Raw genomic sequence first — 15,176 nt, 5'->3', positions numbered from 1 at the left:
CCACCCCCACCACCGCCACGCCCTGGACGCTGGCCCGCCGTGCCGAGCGCATGAACCCCTCGGTGATCCGGGAGATCCTCAAGGTCACCGAGAAGCCCGGCATCATCAGTTTCGCCGGCGGCCTGCCCTCGCCCAAGACCTTCCCGGTGAGCGCCTTCGCGGACGCCTGCGCCAAGGTGCTGCGCGAAGACGGCCTGGCCGCCCTGCAATACTCGGCCAGCGAAGGCTACGGCCCGCTGTGCGAAGCCGTGGCGGCGCAACTGCCCTGGGCGGTGGACCCGGCGCAGGTGCTCATCACCACCGGCAGCCAGCAGGGCCTGGACCTGGTGGCCAAGGTGCTGATCGATACCGACAGCCGCGTGCTGGTGGAAACGCCCACCTACCTCGGCGCGCTGCAGGCCTTCACCCCCATGGAGCCGGTCATTGAGGCCGTGGCCAGCGACGCCGAGGGCGTCGACGTGGGTGACCTCGAACGCCGCGTGGGCAGCGGCTCGAACCGCGCGCGCTTTCTCTATGTGCTGCCCAACTTCCAGAACCCCACCGGCCGCAGCATGAGCGAGGCGCGCCGCGCCGCGCTGGTGGCCAGCGCGGCCGCGCACGGCCTGCCGATCGTGGAAGACAACCCCTATGGAGACCTCTGGTTCGACACCCCGCCGCCGCTGCCGCTGAGCGCGCGCAACCCCGAAGGCTGCATCTACCTGGGTTCGTTCTCCAAGGTGCTCGCCCCCGGGCTGCGGCTGGGCTTCATCGTCGCCCCCAAGGCGGTCTTCCCCAAGCTGCTGCAAGCCAAGCAGGCGGCCGACCTGCACAGCCCCGGTTTCAACCAGCGCATGGTGGCCGAGGTGCTCAAGGACGGCTTCCTGGACCGCCACGTGCCCACCATCCGCGCGCTCTACAAGAGCCAGTGCGCGGCCATGCTGGCCAGCCTCACGCAGGAGATGCAGGGCCTGGACGTGCAGTGGAACTCGCCCGACGGCGGCATGTTCCTCTGGGTGCGCCTGCCCGAAGGCATGAACGCCATCGACCTGCTGCCGCGTGCGGTGGACAAGGGCGTGGCCTTCGTGCCCGGGGCCGCGTTCTACGCCGACGAGCCCGACGCGCGCACCCTGCGCCTGAGCTTCGTCACCGCCAGCGTGGAGCAGATCCGCATCGGCATCGCCGCGCTGGCCCAGGCCATCCGCGAACAGCAGAAGGCCTGAGTCCATGTTGCAGCTGTGGGGCCGTCTGAGCTCGATCAATGTGCGCAAGGTCGTGCTGTGCGCGCAGGTGCTTGGCCTCGAGCTGCCGCGCACCGACGCCGGCCTGGCCCACGGCATTGTGGACACGCCCGACTACCGCCGGCGCAACCCCAACGGCCTGGTGCCGCTGCTGCAGGACGGCGACTTCACGCTCTGGGAATCGAACGCCATCGTGCGCTACCTGTGCGCGCGCGAGAACCGGCTCTACCCCACCGACCTGCGCCAGCGCTTCGACGCCGAGCGTTGGATGGACTGGCAACAGACCACGCTCAACCCCGCGGGCAGCCCGGGTTTCAAGCAATGGTTCCGCACACCAGCGGAGCAGCGCAACGCCCAGGTGATCGCGCAATCGGTGGCCGCCACCGAGCCACTGTTCGCGATGCTCGATGAGCACCTGTCGCACCAGGCCTTCATGGCCGGCGATGCGCTCACCATGGCCGACATCCCCATCGCCTGCGAAGTGCACCGCTGGTGGGGCCTGCCGCAGCCGCGCCCCGCGTGGCCGCACCTCGAACGCTGGTACGCAGGCTGGCTGGCACGGCCCGCGAGCCGGGGCGTGCTCGACCTGCCCCTGTCCTGATGCACCCGGAGAACCTTCCCATGGCCCAACGCCCCTTCAAGCAAGTCGACGTCTTCACCGAAACGCCTTACCGCGGCAACCCGCTGGCGGTGGTGCTCGACGGCAGCGGCCTGAACACCGAGACCATGCAGCAGTTCACCGACTGGACCAACCTCTCGGAATGCACCTTCGTGCTGCCGCCCACCGACGAAGGCCGCGCGGCCGGTGCCGACTACCGCGTGCGCATCTTCTGCCCCGGCCGGGAGCTGCCTTTCGCGGGCCATCCCACGCTGGGCACCTGCCACGCCTGGCTGCAGGCCGGCGGCCGCCCCCAGGCCGAAGCCCACGTGGTGCAGGAATGCGGCGTGGGCCTGGTGCGCATCCGGCGCGACGGCGAGCGCCTGGCCTTCGCCGCGCCGCCGCTGCGGCGCAGCGGCCCGCTCGACGAGGCCGACGTGGCCCTGATCGCGCGCGGCCTGGGCCTGGCGCGCGACGAGATCGTGGCGCATGCCTGGTGCGAGAACGGGCCACCCTGGCGCGGCGTGATGCTGCGCTCGGCCGCGCAGGTGCTCGCGGTGCGGCCCGATGCGCAGCTGCTCGCCGGGCTGGAGATCGGCCTCGTGGGCCCGCAGCCCGCCGGCTCGGACACGGCCTTCGAGGTGCGCGCCTTCTTCCAGGGCCATCAGACCTTGAGCGAGGACCCGGTGACCGGCAGCCTCAACGCCGCCGTGGCGCAGTGGCTGATCGGCGCGGGCATGGCGCCACCGGACTACGTCGCTGCGCAAGGCACCGCCATGGCGCGCGCTGGCCGGGTGCACATCCACCGCGATGCCGAGGGCAGCATCTGGGTCGGCGGCGCCTCCGTCACCTGCATCGACGGCCAGGTGTCGCTGTGACCACCGGGAGGCCCTGTGCCTGAGTCCCGCGCGCAGATCGACCACCTGGTGGTGGCCGCGCGCACGCTCGACGAAGGCGTGGCCTGGTGCGAAGCCACGCTGGGCGTCGTGCCCGGCCCGGGCGGGGAACACCCGCTGTTCGGCACCCACAACCGCCTGCTGCGGCTCGACGGTGGCGAGGCGCCCGATGCCTACCTGGAAGTCATCGCCATCGACCCGCGCGCCACGCCGACCCGCGCGGCCCACCAGCGCCGCTGGTTCGACCTCGACGACCCCGCGTTGCAACAGCGCCTGCAGCGCCAAGGCCCCCAGCTCGTGCACTGGGTGGCGCGCGTGCCCGACATCGACGCGTCCCTCGCGGCGCTGCGCGCCATCGGTATCCAGCGTGGCCCGGTGGTGAACGCCTCGCGCCAGACCGCGCACGGCCTGCTGCAATGGCGCATCAGCGTGCGCGACGACGGCCAGCGCCTCTTCAACGGCGCCCTGCCCACGCTGATCCAGTGGAACGGCACGCACCCCACGCGGCACATGCCCGCCAGCGGCGTGGCGCTGCGCCGCCTGCACCTGCGCCATGCGGGCGCCGCCGGGCTGCGCGCGGCCCTGCAGGCCGTGGGCCTGCCGGGCATCACCGTGAGCGACGGCCCGGCCGGCCTCGCGGCCGAACTCGACACCCCGACCCACGGCCGGCTCAGCCTGCTGTCTCCGCCATGAACCACCTGCTGCCGACGCTGCACGACATCGAGGCCGCCGCGCAGGTGGTCTACCGCGACTTCGGCCCCACGCCGCAATACCGCTGGGCCACGCTCAGCGCGCGCCTGGGCACCGACTGCTGGGTCAAGCACGAGAACCACACGCCGGCGGGTGCGTTCAAGATCCGGGGCGGGCTGACTTACTTCGACCGGCTCAAAGCCCGGGGCGGGCTGCCGCGCGAGGTCATCAGCGCCACGCGCGGCAACCACGGCCAGAGCATCGGCTGGGCCGCGCGCGCCCATGGCGTGGCCTGCACCATCGTCGTGCCACACGGCAACTCGGTGGAGAAAAACGCCGCCATGCGCGCGCTCGGGGTCACGCTGATCGAACATGGCGACGACTTCCAGGCCAGCCGCGAGCGCGCCATCGAGCTCGCCGCCGACAGCGGCGCACACATGGTTCCAAGCTTTCACGCCGATCTGCTGCGAGGCGTGAGCACCTACTGGTGGGAATTCTTTCGCGCGGTGCCGGCGCTCGACGTGGTCTACGTGCCGATCGGCCAGGGATCGGGCGCTTGCTCGGCGATCGCCGCCAAGCTGGCACTGCGGCACCCGGTGCGCATCGTCGGCGTGGTCAGCGCCCACGCCACGACCTACGCCGATTCGCTGGCCGCCGGCCGGGTGGTCGAAGCCCCCGTGACCACCACCCTGGCCGACGGCATGGCCTGCCGCGTGGCCGATGCCGACGCGCTCGAGGTGCTGCGGCCGCACCTGGAGCGCACCGTGCAGGTCACCGATGCGGAGGTGGCGCAGGCCATGCGCATGCTGTTCGCGGACACCCACAACGTGGCCGAAGGCGCGGGCGCGGCCAGCTTCGCCGCCGCCTGGCAGGAGCGCGCCGCGCTGCGGGGCCAGGTGGTGGGCACCACCTTGAGCGGCGGCAACGTGGACAGCGCCACCCTGGCCGGCGTGCTCGCCCAGGGGTGACGCCGGAGCGAATCAAGCAGAATGGGCACCCGGCAAAAACGCGGAGTGCAAGCGATGTTCGATCTGAGTGAAGGGGCGAAGGCCTGATGGAAGCCACCGTGATGTGGCGCTGCCTGGTGGTGGAAGACGACGCGGACAACGCCCGCTATATCGCCAACGGCTTTCGCGCACTCGGCCACGTGGTCGTGATCTGCCGCGACGGCATGGAAGCGCTGGGCCGGGCCACCAGCGAGCCGTGGGACCTGATCATCCTGGACCGCATGCTGCCCAACGAGGTCGACGGTCTCTCCATTCTCTCGACCCTGCGCGGCCTGGGCAAGAAGACACCGGTGCTGGTGCTCAGCGCGCTGAGCGCCCTCGACGAGCGCGTGCGAGGCCTCAAGGCCGGCGGCGATGACTACCTGACCAAGCCCTTCGCCTTCTCCGAACTCGCTGCGCGGGCCGAGGCCCTGGTGCGGCGCTCGCGCCCCGGCCCGCCGATCCGCACGCTGCAGGTCGCCGACCTCAAGCTCGATCTCGCGAGCCGCCACGTGGAACGCGGCGGCCGGCCGGTGGCGCTGCAGCCGCGCGAGTTCCGCCTGCTGGCCTACCTGATGAGCCACCCCGGCCAGGTGCTGACCCGCACCATGCTGCTCGAAGCCGTGTGGGACTACCAGTTCGATCCGCAGACCAACGTGATCGATGTGCAGGTCAGCCGCCTGCGCGGCAAGCTCGACGCAGGCGGCGCGCCGCCGCTGATCCACACCGTGCGCGGCATCGGCTACCGCATCGCAGCCGACGACACCAGCGCATGATCGAGCGCTTGCGCGGGCTCTGGCGCTCGGTCGGTTTTCGCCTCGCGTTCTACTACGGCTTCCTGGTCGCCGTCACCATGCTGGCGGCCCTGGCCATCGTCTACCTGCAGACGGTCGGTGTGCTGCACCAGCGCATGGCGCGGCAGGTGAGCCTGGCCGCCCAGCAGTTGATGGAGAACGTGAACGAGGGCGGTGCCTCGATGGCCGCCGCCGCCATCACCCGGGCGCTGACGGACGGCCGGGACTCCGACAGCGAAATCTACCTGCTGACCGACCGCGAAGGCCAAGCCCTTGCGGGCAACCTCGACCGCCTGCCCGACGGCGCAGCGAACGCCGGGCCGACACAGCGGCGCGTGGAACGCCACGGGCGAAGCGTGAACGCCTACCTCGTCACGCGCGCCCTGCCCGACGGCGGCGTGCTGGTGGTCGGGCAGGACCTGCGGGACCAGGAACTGATCGAATCGCTGGTGGCCAGCGCGAGCGCGGCCGCCGGCATCGTGGCCGTGCTGCTGCTGATCGGCGGCACCTTCGTGTTCCGCCAGGAACTCGAGCGCAGCGTGAGCGCGGTGCGCCTCACGGCCAAGCGCATCGCCACGGCCGGCGAGCTGAGAGAGCGCGTGCCCGAGTCGGGCGAGGACGACGAGTTCGCGTTGCTCAACCGCGAGATCAACACCATGCTCGACCGCATCGAGTCGCTGATGGACGGGGTTCGCCATGTCTCCAACACCATCGCGCACAACCTGCGCACGCCACTCACGCGCATCCTGGTGCGCCTGCGCAGTGCGGAGCAGGCGGACATGGGCCCGGTGCAGCGGCGCGAGGCCATCGGTGCGGCCATCCGCGAGATCGAAGAACTCACCCTGGTGTTCGAGAAGCTGCTGCAGATCGCCGAGGCCGAGGCCGGCGCGCGGCGCCGCAGCTTCACGCCGGTGGCGCTCGATGTGATCGCCGACGACGTGGTGGATCTCTACGAGGCGGTCGCGGAAGCCCAGGGCGCCGAGCTGCGGCGCGAGCCGGCCGACGACGCCCAGCTGCCCGGCGACCGCGACCTGCTGGCCGGCGCCCTGGCCAACCTGCTCGACAACGCGCTCAAGTACGCCGGCCCGGGTGCCGTGATCCGGGTGGGCACGCAGGAGATGCCCCAGGGCGTGCGGCTCACCGTGCAGGACAACGGCCCCGGCGTGCCCGACGCCGAGCTGGCGCGGCTGGGCACGCGTTTCCACCGCCTCCAGCGCGACGACACCCCGGGACATGGCCTGGGGCTGGCCAGCGTGCAGGCGGTGGCCGCGCTGCACGGCGGGCGCCTGCACTTCGAGAACGCGGCACCGGGCCTGCGCGCCGTCATCGAACTGCCGCGGCCCAACCGCTGAAGCCATCCGCAGCGGCCCACATTGCCAAACGGCAATGTTTTGGTCACCCACACACGCTCACGCTCTTCTTACCATCGCGCGGCGCACGTCCTGTGCCCTCGCCGAGCCCTGTCCGGGCGCCGGTGATCAACGCCTTTTCAGGAGACATCGTGAGAATCAAGAGTCAGAGAGACTTTGCCTCGGGCGTGCTGTTCAGCGCGTTCGGTGTGGCCTTCGCCTGGGGTGCCACCACCTACAACGTGGGCACCGGGGCCCGCATGGGCCCGGGCTACTTCCCCCTGGTGGTGGGCGTGCTCATCGCCATCATGGGCGTGCTCATCACGCTCAAGGCCCTGACGGTGAAGACGGAAGATGGCGAGCCGATCGGCCGCATCGCCTGGCGCCCCCTCATCTTCATCATCGGCGCCAACCTGATTTTCGGCGTGCTGCTGGTGGGCGTGCACAGCTGGGGCCTGCCGGCCATGGGCCTGATCGTCGCGATCTACGCCCTCACCTTCGTCGCCAGCCTGGCCGGCGACCAGTTCAAGGCCAAGGAGGTGTTCGTGCTCGCCACCGTCCTGTCGATCGGCAGCTACATCGCCTTCGAGCTCGCGCTCAAGCTGAACTTCCCGATCTGGCCGGCCTTCATCGGCTGATGCGCGTGACCACGCCCCCCACAAGACAAGAACCATGGATCTGATCACCAACCTCTCGATCGGCTTCGGCGTCGCCTTCACGGCGCAGAACCTCATCTACGCCTTTGTCGGCTGCCTGCTGGGCACGCTGATCGGCGTGCTGCCCGGCATCGGCCCGGTCGCCACCATCGCCATGCTGCTGCCCGCCACCTACGGCCTGCCGCCGGAAGCGGCGCTGATCATGCTCGCCGGCATCTACTACGGCGCGCAGTATGGCGGCTCCACCACCGCCATCCTGGTCAACCTGCCGGGCGAAGCATCCTCGGTGGTGACCGTGATCGACGGCTACCAGATGGCGCGCAAGGGACGGGCCGGGCCCGCGCTGGCCGCGGCCGGCCTGGGCTCCTTCTTCGCCGGCTGCGCCGGCACCCTGATCCTCGCGGCCTTCGCGCCGCCCCTGACCGAAGTGGCCCTGAAATTCGGCCCGGCCGAGTACTTCTCGCTGATGGTGCTGGGCCTGATCGGCGCCGTGGTGCTGGCCTCGGGCTCGCTGCTCAAGGCGGTGGCCATGATCCTGCTCGGCCTGGCCTTCGGCCTCGTGGGCACCGACGTGAACTCGGGCGTGGCGCGCTACAGCTTCGACATCCCCGAACTCACCGACGGCATCAGCTTCATCGCCATCGCGATGGGCGTGTTCGGCTACGGTGAAATCATCGCCAACCTGGCCACGCCGTCGGACCAGCGCGAGGTCTTCACGGCCAAGGTCAAGGGCCTGATGCCGACCAAGGAAGACTTCCAGCGCATGACGCCGGCGGTGCTGCGCGGCACGGCCCTGGGTTCGGTGCTGGGCATCCTGCCCGGCGGCGGTGCGCTGATGTCGGCCTTCGCCTCGTACACGATCGAGAAGAAGATCAAGCTCAAGAAGGGCGAAGTGCCGTTCGGCCAGGGCAACATCCGCGGTGTGGCGGGCCCCGAGTCGGCCAACAACGCCGGTGCGCAGACCTCGTTCATCCCGCTGCTCACGCTGGGCATTCCGCCCAACGCCGTGATGGCGCTGATGGTGGGTGCGATGACCATCCACAACATCCAGCCGGGCCCGCAGGTCATGACCAGCAACCCCGAACTGTTCTGGGGCCTGATCGCTTCGATGTGGATCGGCAACCTGATGCTGATCGTGCTCAACCTGCCCCTGATCGGCATGTGGATCAAGCTGCTGACGATTCCCTACAAGTGGCTGTTCCCGGCCATCGTGCTGTTCTGTGCGGTGGGTGTGTACTCGGAGAACAACAACACCTTCGAGATCTGGATGGTCGCCATCTTCGGCGTGATCGGCTACCTGTTCCACAAGCTCAAGTGCGAGCCGGCGCCGTTGCTGCTGGGCCTGATCCTGGGCCCGATGATGGAAGAGTACCTGCGGCGCGCGCTGCTGATCTCGCGCGGCGACTGGAGCGTGCTGGTCACGCGCCCGATGTCCGCCAGCCTGCTGGCCATTGCCGTGGTGCTGCTGGTCGTGGTGCTGCTGCCCTCGGTCAAGGCCAAGCGCGAGGAAGCATTTGTAGAGGAGTGAGACTCCCCCCTGCGCCGCTTCGCGGCTTCCCCCCTCTCTGGCGCGCCTTCGGCGCTGGGAGGGGGGACGGCATTTCGGGCCGGCGAAGCCGGACCCTTGATGCCTCTGGATGCCGTTGCTTCAGTCTGGCTTGACCAGACGAGCCACCACCTCGCAGAAGGCCTCGACCGCATCGGTCTTGAACACCACCTCGCGCACGCCGGCCGTCTTGGCTTCGGCCTGCAGTTCGTCGGTGATGTAGCCGGAGGCGACGGCAACCGGCAGTTTCGGGTTGATCGCCAGCACCGCACGCGCCACATCCAGCCCCGACATGCCCGGCATGTTGTAGTCGGTCAGCAGCAGCTGGAACGCCTCGGGCTGCTCGCGCACGGCCTTCACCGCCTGCTGCTGGTCGGTGAAGGACGTCACGCGGTAGCCGCGGCGCTCGAGCAGGCGGCGCACCAGGAAGACCAGCGTGTCGTCGTCGTCGAGGTAGAGGATGTGGGGCTGGTCCGCTGGCGGGGCGTCTGCCATGGGTGGGGTCTCCATAGGGGCGGTCTGGGGGCCTTCGGTTGAGCGAGGGATCATTGTGACGGGATCGGCCGCGCCATGTCCAACCGCAGGACCAAGGGAAGCGATGGGCGGACCATCGGGCGCGGCCGGGAAGTAGAGCGTGAAGGTGGTCCCCTTCCCGGGCTCGCTCTCGACATCGATGGCGCCGCCGTGCACCTGCACGATGCCCAGCACCACCGGCAGACCCAGGCCGGTGCCGCGCCCCACCACCTTGGTGGTGAAGAAGGGCTCGAAGATGCGGCCGCGCACGGCCTCGGTCATGCCGCAGCCGTTGTCGCTCACCCGCAGGCGCACCGCGCCCACCTTGGCTTCGGCGCAGGCCTTGGCCACCTCGGGCGGCAGCCGGGGGTCGTTGCCCTTCAGGCCGTCGAGCTGGCACTCGACGCGGCCCGGGCGGCCTTCGAGCGCGTGCACGGCGTTGGTGCCCAGGTTGATCAGCACCTGCCCGAGCTGCGTGGCGTCGGCCAGGATCGGCGGCGTGTCGGGGTGGCACTCGTGCAGCAGCTGCGCGTGCGGCGGCAAGGCCGCGCGCATGAGGTTGCAGGTCTCGGCCAGGATGGCGCCCACGTCGACGCGGGTGCGCTCGGCCGGCTGCTGGCGGCTGAAAGCCAGGATCTGCCGCACCAGCTCGCGGCCCCGGCGCGCGGCGGTGCTGATCTCGTGCAGGCTTTCGCGCGCCGGCGCATCGCGCGTGAGGTCCTGCCGTGCGAGGTCGGCGTTGCCCAGGATCGCGGCCAGGATGTTGTTGAAATCGTGCGCCACGCCGCCGGCCAGCGTGCCCAGCGCTTCCATCTTCTGCGACTGCGAGAGCTGCGACTGCAGGGCCTTCTGCTCCGCCTGCGCGGTCTTGAGCGAGGTGATGTCGATGAAAGTCAGCACCACGTGGCGCAGACCGCCCTGGGCGTTGTTCTCGGGATAGGCGTTGAACAGGGCCCAATGCACCTCGCCGCCGCCCACCGGCACGCCCACCACCACGCTCTTGACCGGCAGGCCGGTGGCGAGCACGCGCTCGAACGGCATGTCGTGGCGGCGCATGGGCTGGCCGTCTTCGCGCAGCATCTGCCAGCCCGGTCCGGTGGGCTCGGGCAGCGCGCTGTTCGCCCCGCCCGGGCTCCAGCCGAAGAAGCGGCGCGCCGCGCTGTTGATGCTGGAGAGCGTGTGGTTGGGCCGGAACACCATCACCCCCGCGCTCAGGTTCTCGATCAGCGCGCGCGAGTCCGCCTCGCGGATCAGCAGCCCCTGGCGTGCGCGATCCCCTTCGAGCCGCAGGCGGTAGGTCACCAGGGCCCCGTAGAGCACCACGCGCAGCAGGCCCGCGAGCAGGAAGAAGAACAGCGTCACCGGCCCCACCTGCGACAGCGGCAGACCGGCCACCGGGCCGGCCAGCGCGAACAGCAGCATGGCGGCGAACTCCACCGCCGTCAGCAGCTTGAGAGCCTGCATCTCGGGCACGCGCCGCTGCGGGTCGGCGCTCACCATGTCCCGGTAAGCCAGCCCCAGCACCATGAGCACCGCAAACGCAAACACGGCCTGGCGAACCTGCGGCACGTCCCAGCCGAAGAAGAACACCAGCTGCAGGCTGGCCGCCACCAGGGTCGCCAAGGCCACGCGCGCCACGGGCTGCAGGAACTGCAGATGACTTCGCAGCCCCAGCCAGGCGAGCAGAGGGGCAATGCACAAGGCCGCGTTGCCGACGCCGAAAGCGACGGCGTCGGGCAGGGTGCCGCGCAACCACAGGCCCAGCGAACCGATGATCGACACCGCGGCCGACAACGACCACCATCCCGGACCACCGATGGTCGGGTAGCGGCGCAGCAAGCCGAAAAACGCCAAGGCCGTCAGCCCATCGATACCGACCCGCATCGCGAGCAGGGTGGGCAAGTCAAACAGCATGGCAACAGGAAACGACGCACATGCCGATGATTGAAGCACAGGGTATGTGCCGCCTAGCGACGGAAAAAGACCGCAAAGCCGCACGAGTTCGGGCGACCGACATCCTTCACGGTGTCTCGACCCAGGCGGGACAGACGCCTGCGCGACTGCCCGGCGCGGCGCAGTCGCTGCCGGGACAAAGTCGGGCCGCCGCGCGGCCACAGAATGCCGCCATGGGAACCCTCTACCTTGTGCGCCACGGCCAGGCCTCGTTTGGCGCGGACGACTACGACCAGCTCAGCGACATGGGCCGGCGCCAGAGCGTGCAATTGGGCCGCTACTGGGCCGAGCGAGGGCTGGTGTTCGACGCCGTGATCACCGGCACCCTGCGCCGGCACCAGCAGACCTGGGCCGGGATCGCCGAAGGGGCGGGGCTCGCGCACGAGCCCCTGCCCTGGGCCGGTCTCAACGAATACGACAGCGAGGCGGTGATCCGCGCCATCCACCCGCACCCCCTGCAGAAACCGCGCAGCGCCGAAGAGGCGCCCGAACTCTACCGCCACCACTTCCGCCTGCTGCGCGACGGCCTCACGCAATGGATGGCCGGCACCGTGAGCCCGCAAGGCATGCCCAGCTACAGCGAGTTCGTGCGCGGCGTGAGGGACGCGCTCGACCATGTGCGGGCGAACCACCAGGGTCAGAACGTGCTGCTGGTGTCCAGCGGGGGCCCCATTTCCACCGCGGTGGGGCATGTGCTGGGGCTGAGCCCCGAAGCCACCATCGAGCTGAACCTGCGCATCCGCAACAGCGCGGTGACGGAGTTCCAGTTCAACCCCAAGCGCCACACGCTGCTGACCTACAACACGCTGCCCCACCTGGACCGGGCGGAGTTCAGAGACTGGATGACCTACGCCTGAGGCTAGACCTTGGGCGGAAAGGCGACGCGGTCGGTGAGCGTGTCCGGCGGCAACCGGTCGATCTCGCCCAGGAGCTGGGCCAGCGCGCGCCCGGCAGCGGCGAGCACGGCCTGCCCCTTGTCGGCGCTGGCGGCGGCGGCATTGCCGACGGCACCCTGCGGGTTGTAGTCCTGCATCTGCCAGGCCAGCTTGGCGCTCTTGCCGTTGCCCAGGATGGGGAAGCGCTGGGCGCGGCCCTGCGAGGCCGACCGGAAGTGCTCGGCCTCGCGCAGATGCACCCGCTGCGGCGACAACGCGAGCATGAGCGAAGTCTCGATCTCGCCCGCGTGGATGCCGAAGCGGTGCTCCTCGGCGCTGAACAAGGCGTTCAGGTCGTGCCCCTTGGCATCGGTCAGCGGCAGATGGAACCAGTTCACGCTGTAGACCAGCATGCCCAGCCGCGCGCGCAGGTCGCGTGCCACAAGATCGAGCGCCCCCACCTGGCCGCCATGCGCGTTGAACAGCACGAGCTTCTTCACGCCGCTGGCGGCCACACATTCCGCCAGCTCGGTCCACACCCGCATCAGGGTCTCGATTTTGAGCGTGAGCGTGCCCGCGAAGCCGGTGTGCTCGGGGCTGTAGCCCACGGCCTGCGTGGGCAGCACGAGCACCGGCAGCTCGCCGGCGATGTGCGGCAGGGCCGCTCGCAGCACGCCGTTGACGATGTCGGTGTCGACCGACAGCGGCAGGTGCGGCCCGTGCTGCTCGGTGGCGGCCACGGGCAGCACGGCGATGGCGCGCGCGGTGTCCAGCGCGGCGAAATCGGCGGTGGTGAGGTCGGACCAGAAACGGGACGGTGTGGGCATCCGCGCATCTTAAGTGCCCGCCCGTAAGATGGCGCGATGACCCACGACCTTTTCCGCCAGGACGCTTATCTGCAGCAGTGCGACGCCACGGTAGCGCGCATCGATGAGCACGGCATCGTGCTCGACCGCACGGTGTTCTACCCGCTGGGCGGCGGCCAGGCCGGCGACGCCGGCACGCTCACCCTGGCCGACGGCACCGCCGTCGCGATCGCCGACACCCGCAAGGGCAAGGACGCCGAAGGCCGGCCCACCGCCGACATCGTGCACGTGCCCGGGCCCGGGCAGGACGCCGTGCTGGCCCGGCTCGCCGCCGGCATGCCGGTCACCGCCCGCATCGACTGGGAGCGCCGCCACCGGCTGATGCGCTTTCACACCGCCACCCACCTGCTGTGCCACCTCGTGCCGGTGCCCGTGAACGGCTGCTCGATCACGCCGGACTACGCGCGCATGGACCTGCACATGACCGACCCGCTCGACAAGGACGTGCTCACCCAGGGCCTGGCGCGGCTGGTCGCCGAGTCCCACCCGCTGGCCGTGGGCGCGATCACCGACGCCGAACTCGATGCCAACCCGGCGCTGGTGAAAAGCATGAGCGTGGCGCCGCCGCGCGGCAGCGGCACGGTGCGCACCATCCGCATCGGCGAGGGCGACGTGCCGGTCGACCTGCAGCCCTGCGGCGGCACGCACGTGGCCAACACGGCCGAGATCGGCCGCGTGGTGGTCACCAAGATCGAAAAGAAATCCGCCACCACCCGGCGGGTGGTGCTGGGGTTCAGCGCGTAGCGATCCGCCGCCGGGCCGCCCCAAGGCGGAAGCCCCCTCGGGGGGCAGCGACCCGCGCAGCGGCGGAGCGTGGGGGTCAACGGTACATGAAGCGCCGCGACCACGGCAGGCCTTGCGCTGGCTGGCCCGCCGCGCGGCAGATCACCTGGTAGATCGACACCTCGTCGTGCTCGAAGGCCCAGGCGCAGCCCGCCAGGTACACGCGCCAGATGCGCCATTTGCGCTCGTCCACCAGCGGCTTGATCTGCGCCGTGCGCGCCTCGAAAGCCTCGCTCCACAGCTGCGTGGTGCGCATGTAGTGGCGCCGCAGGCTCTCGATGTCGAACGCCTCCAGCCCGCCCTCCTGCATGGTGCGCAGCACGGTGCCGATGTGCGGCAGCTCGCCCTGCGGGAACACGTAGCGGTCGATGAAGGTGCCGCCGCCGTGCCGGGTCTCGCCGTCGTGCGGGTCGGTGCTGGTGATGCCGTGGTTCATGGCCCAACCATCCGGCTTGAGCAGCGAGCGGATGTGCCCGAAATACGCCGCCAGATGGTTCAAGCCCACATGCTCGAACATGCCCACGCTGGTGATGCGATCAAACGGGCCGTCCTTCACGTCGCGGTAGTCCTGCAGGCGGATGTCGATGCGGTCTTCCAGGCCGGCGGCTTTCACGCGCTCGCGCGCCAGCTCGTGCTGGTTCTTTGACAGCGTCACGCCCACGCAGTGCGCGCCGAACTTCTGCGCCGCTCGCAGCACCAGCGCGCCCCAGCCACAACCGATGTCGAGCAGTCGCTGGCCCGGCTGCAGCTGGATCTTGGTCAGGATGTGGTCGATCTTCTTGACCTGCGCCTCGTCCAGCGTCTCGTCGCCGTTCTCGAAGTAGCCGCAGGAATAGACCATGCGCTCGTCCAGCCACTGGGCATAGAACGCGTTGGACACGTCGTAGTGGTACTGAATCGCCTCGCTGTCGCTCTCGCGCGTGTGGGCGAAGCGGCGGCGCAGGCGCCCGAGCAGGCCGCCGTCGGGCTCGGCGGTCTCGGCCAGGCGGTGCGCTACGGCCAGGATGTCCGCCATCGACCCGTCCACGTCGATCAGGCCTTCCACATAGGCCTGGCCCAGGGTGTCCAGGCCGGGGTCGATCAGCAGCGGCAACGCGGAGGCATCGCGCACCCGGATCTCGACCTGGGGCGCCTCGAATTCGCCCAGGGACAGCGAAGACGAGCCCCGCTCACCCCAACTCAGGCGAACCGGCAGGTTCACCCGCGTCTTGACTCTTTGCGCCCATGGCAGCAAGGCGCGTTCAACGATCGATCCCATGCACAAAACCCTCCATGCTGGTCAACCACCCGTCCGCCCCCGGTTGTACCCAAACATCAAAGCCCTGTGAAGCCTGGGTGAAAAAGGCCATGTGTGCGTCCCGGCGCACAGACGAACAGTGCTCGCTTATATTTGAGCCGCCTCCCCCAGGAACTTGGGCGCGCCCGGCCTCTCATACCCACGGGCGGTGCCGCCG

Annotated in this window: 14 protein-coding genes; 11 read left to right on the top strand and 3 right to left on the bottom strand. The window is 70.0% G+C overall.

Annotated features, from left to right (window positions below; translation table 11 throughout):
• From AC07ZS_RS28225 to AC07ZS_RS28185, 9 genes are all read left to right on the top strand, one after another.
• A partial coding sequence (locus AC07ZS_RS28225; RefSeq protein ID WP_494801753.1) for an aminotransferase-like domain-containing protein occupies positions 1–1,199 on the top strand: 1,199 nt, incomplete at its 5' end.
• Between the two features lie 4 nt (positions 1,200–1,203).
• Entirely contained in the window at positions 1,204–1,818 is a 615-nt protein-coding gene (locus tag AC07ZS_RS28220) for a glutathione S-transferase family protein (protein WP_494801752.1), read from the top strand.
• Between the two features lie 20 nt (positions 1,819–1,838).
• On the top strand, positions 1,839–2,693 hold the full coding sequence (locus AC07ZS_RS28215) for a PhzF family phenazine biosynthesis protein (RefSeq protein ID WP_494801751.1): 855 nt from the start codon (positions 1,839–1,841) through the stop codon (positions 2,691–2,693).
• 15 nt (positions 2,694–2,708) lie between these two features.
• Positions 2,709–3,404, top strand: a complete 696-nt coding sequence (locus tag AC07ZS_RS28210; RefSeq protein WP_494801750.1) for a VOC family protein — start codon at positions 2,709–2,711, stop codon at positions 3,402–3,404.
• On the top strand, positions 3,401–4,369 hold the full coding sequence (locus tag AC07ZS_RS28205) for a threonine dehydratase (protein ID WP_494801749.1): 969 nt from the start codon (positions 3,401–3,403) through the stop codon (positions 4,367–4,369). The genes AC07ZS_RS28210 and AC07ZS_RS28205 overlap by 4 nt, the downstream gene beginning before the upstream one ends.
• A gap of 101 nt (positions 4,370–4,470) precedes the next feature.
• The gene (locus AC07ZS_RS28200; protein ID WP_494801754.1) at positions 4,471–5,163 is read left to right on the top strand and encodes a response regulator transcription factor; all 693 of its coding nucleotides are present in this window, start codon (positions 4,471–4,473) and stop codon (positions 5,161–5,163) included.
• Complete coding sequence (locus AC07ZS_RS28195) at positions 5,160–6,533, top strand: sensor histidine kinase (protein WP_494801748.1); 1,374 nt, start codon at positions 5,160–5,162, stop codon at positions 6,531–6,533. The genes AC07ZS_RS28200 and AC07ZS_RS28195 overlap by 4 nt, the downstream gene beginning before the upstream one ends.
• A gap of 149 nt (positions 6,534–6,682) precedes the next feature.
• Positions 6,683–7,168 carry a tripartite tricarboxylate transporter TctB family protein gene (locus AC07ZS_RS28190; RefSeq protein ID WP_492439598.1) on the top strand — a complete coding sequence of 162 codons (486 nt, stop codon included), beginning with the start codon at positions 6,683–6,685 and terminating at the stop codon, positions 7,166–7,168.
• Positions 7,169–7,202: 34 nt separating this feature from the next.
• On the top strand, positions 7,203–8,714 hold the full coding sequence (locus tag AC07ZS_RS28185) for a tripartite tricarboxylate transporter permease (protein ID WP_494801747.1): 1,512 nt from the start codon (positions 7,203–7,205) through the stop codon (positions 8,712–8,714).
• A 120-nt stretch (positions 8,715–8,834) separates the two neighbouring features.
• Here the strand turns inward: AC07ZS_RS28185 and AC07ZS_RS28180 are convergent, their stop codons facing one another.
• Complete coding sequence (locus AC07ZS_RS28180) at positions 8,835–11,159, bottom strand: hybrid sensor histidine kinase/response regulator (protein WP_494801746.1); 2,325 nt, start codon at positions 11,157–11,159, stop codon at positions 8,835–8,837.
• A 212-nt stretch (positions 11,160–11,371) separates the two neighbouring features.
• Between AC07ZS_RS28180 and AC07ZS_RS28175 the strand changes: the two genes are divergently transcribed.
• A complete protein-coding gene (locus AC07ZS_RS28175) occupies positions 11,372–12,055 on the top strand; it encodes a histidine phosphatase family protein (RefSeq protein ID WP_494801745.1) in 684 nt (227 codons plus the stop codon).
• A gap of 2 nt (positions 12,056–12,057) precedes the next feature.
• Here AC07ZS_RS28175 and AC07ZS_RS28170 read toward each other — a convergent pair whose 3' ends face one another.
• Positions 12,058–12,900, bottom strand: coding sequence for a creatininase family protein (locus tag AC07ZS_RS28170; protein ID WP_494801744.1), 843 nt, complete (start codon positions 12,898–12,900; stop codon positions 12,058–12,060).
• A 36-nt stretch (positions 12,901–12,936) separates the two neighbouring features.
• On the opposite strand from AC07ZS_RS28170, the gene AC07ZS_RS28165 reads away from it, so the two are divergent.
• The gene (locus AC07ZS_RS28165) at positions 12,937–13,683 is read left to right on the top strand and encodes an alanyl-tRNA editing protein (RefSeq protein WP_494801743.1); all 747 of its coding nucleotides are present in this window, start codon (positions 12,937–12,939) and stop codon (positions 13,681–13,683) included.
• A 76-nt stretch (positions 13,684–13,759) separates the two neighbouring features.
• Here AC07ZS_RS28165 and AC07ZS_RS28160 read toward each other — a convergent pair whose 3' ends face one another.
• Entirely contained in the window at positions 13,760–14,980 is a 1,221-nt protein-coding gene (locus AC07ZS_RS28160; RefSeq protein ID WP_494801742.1) for a class I SAM-dependent methyltransferase, read from the bottom strand.
• Positions 14,981–15,176: the final 196 nt, after the last annotated feature.

Source organism: Hydrogenophaga sp. GW456-12-10-14-TSB4 (genome assembly GCF_059424305.1).
This window is presented reverse-complemented; position numbering and strand designations above follow the sequence as displayed.

Excerpts from the sequence above, each read along its gene's own strand:
- AC07ZS_RS28220 (WP_494801752.1), top strand. The coding sequence starts at position 1,204 with ATGTTGCAGCTGTGGGGCCGTCTGAGCTCGATCAATGTGCGCAAGGTC.
- AC07ZS_RS28215 (WP_494801751.1), top strand. The coding sequence starts at position 1,839 with ATGGCCCAACGCCCCTTCAAGCAAGTCGACGTCTTCACCGAAACGCCT.
- AC07ZS_RS28205 (WP_494801749.1), top strand. The coding sequence starts at position 3,401 with ATGAACCACCTGCTGCCGACGCTGCACGACATCGAGGCCGCCGCGCAG.
- AC07ZS_RS28200 (WP_494801754.1), top strand. The coding sequence starts at position 4,471 with ATGTGGCGCTGCCTGGTGGTGGAAGACGACGCGGACAACGCCCGCTAT.
- AC07ZS_RS28195 (WP_494801748.1), top strand. The coding sequence starts at position 5,160 with ATGATCGAGCGCTTGCGCGGGCTCTGGCGCTCGGTCGGTTTTCGCCTC.
- AC07ZS_RS28185 (WP_494801747.1), top strand. The coding sequence starts at position 7,203 with ATGGATCTGATCACCAACCTCTCGATCGGCTTCGGCGTCGCCTTCACG.
- AC07ZS_RS28180 (WP_494801746.1), bottom strand. The coding sequence starts at position 11,159 with ATGCTGTTTGACTTGCCCACCCTGCTCGCGATGCGGGTCGGTATCGAT.
- AC07ZS_RS28175 (WP_494801745.1), top strand. The coding sequence starts at position 11,372 with ATGGGAACCCTCTACCTTGTGCGCCACGGCCAGGCCTCGTTTGGCGCG.
- AC07ZS_RS28170 (WP_494801744.1), bottom strand. The coding sequence starts at position 12,900 with ATGCCCACACCGTCCCGTTTCTGGTCCGACCTCACCACCGCCGATTTC.
- AC07ZS_RS28165 (WP_494801743.1), top strand. The coding sequence starts at position 12,937 with ATGACCCACGACCTTTTCCGCCAGGACGCTTATCTGCAGCAGTGCGAC.
- AC07ZS_RS28160 (WP_494801742.1), bottom strand. The coding sequence starts at position 14,980 with ATGGGATCGATCGTTGAACGCGCCTTGCTGCCATGGGCGCAAAGAGTC.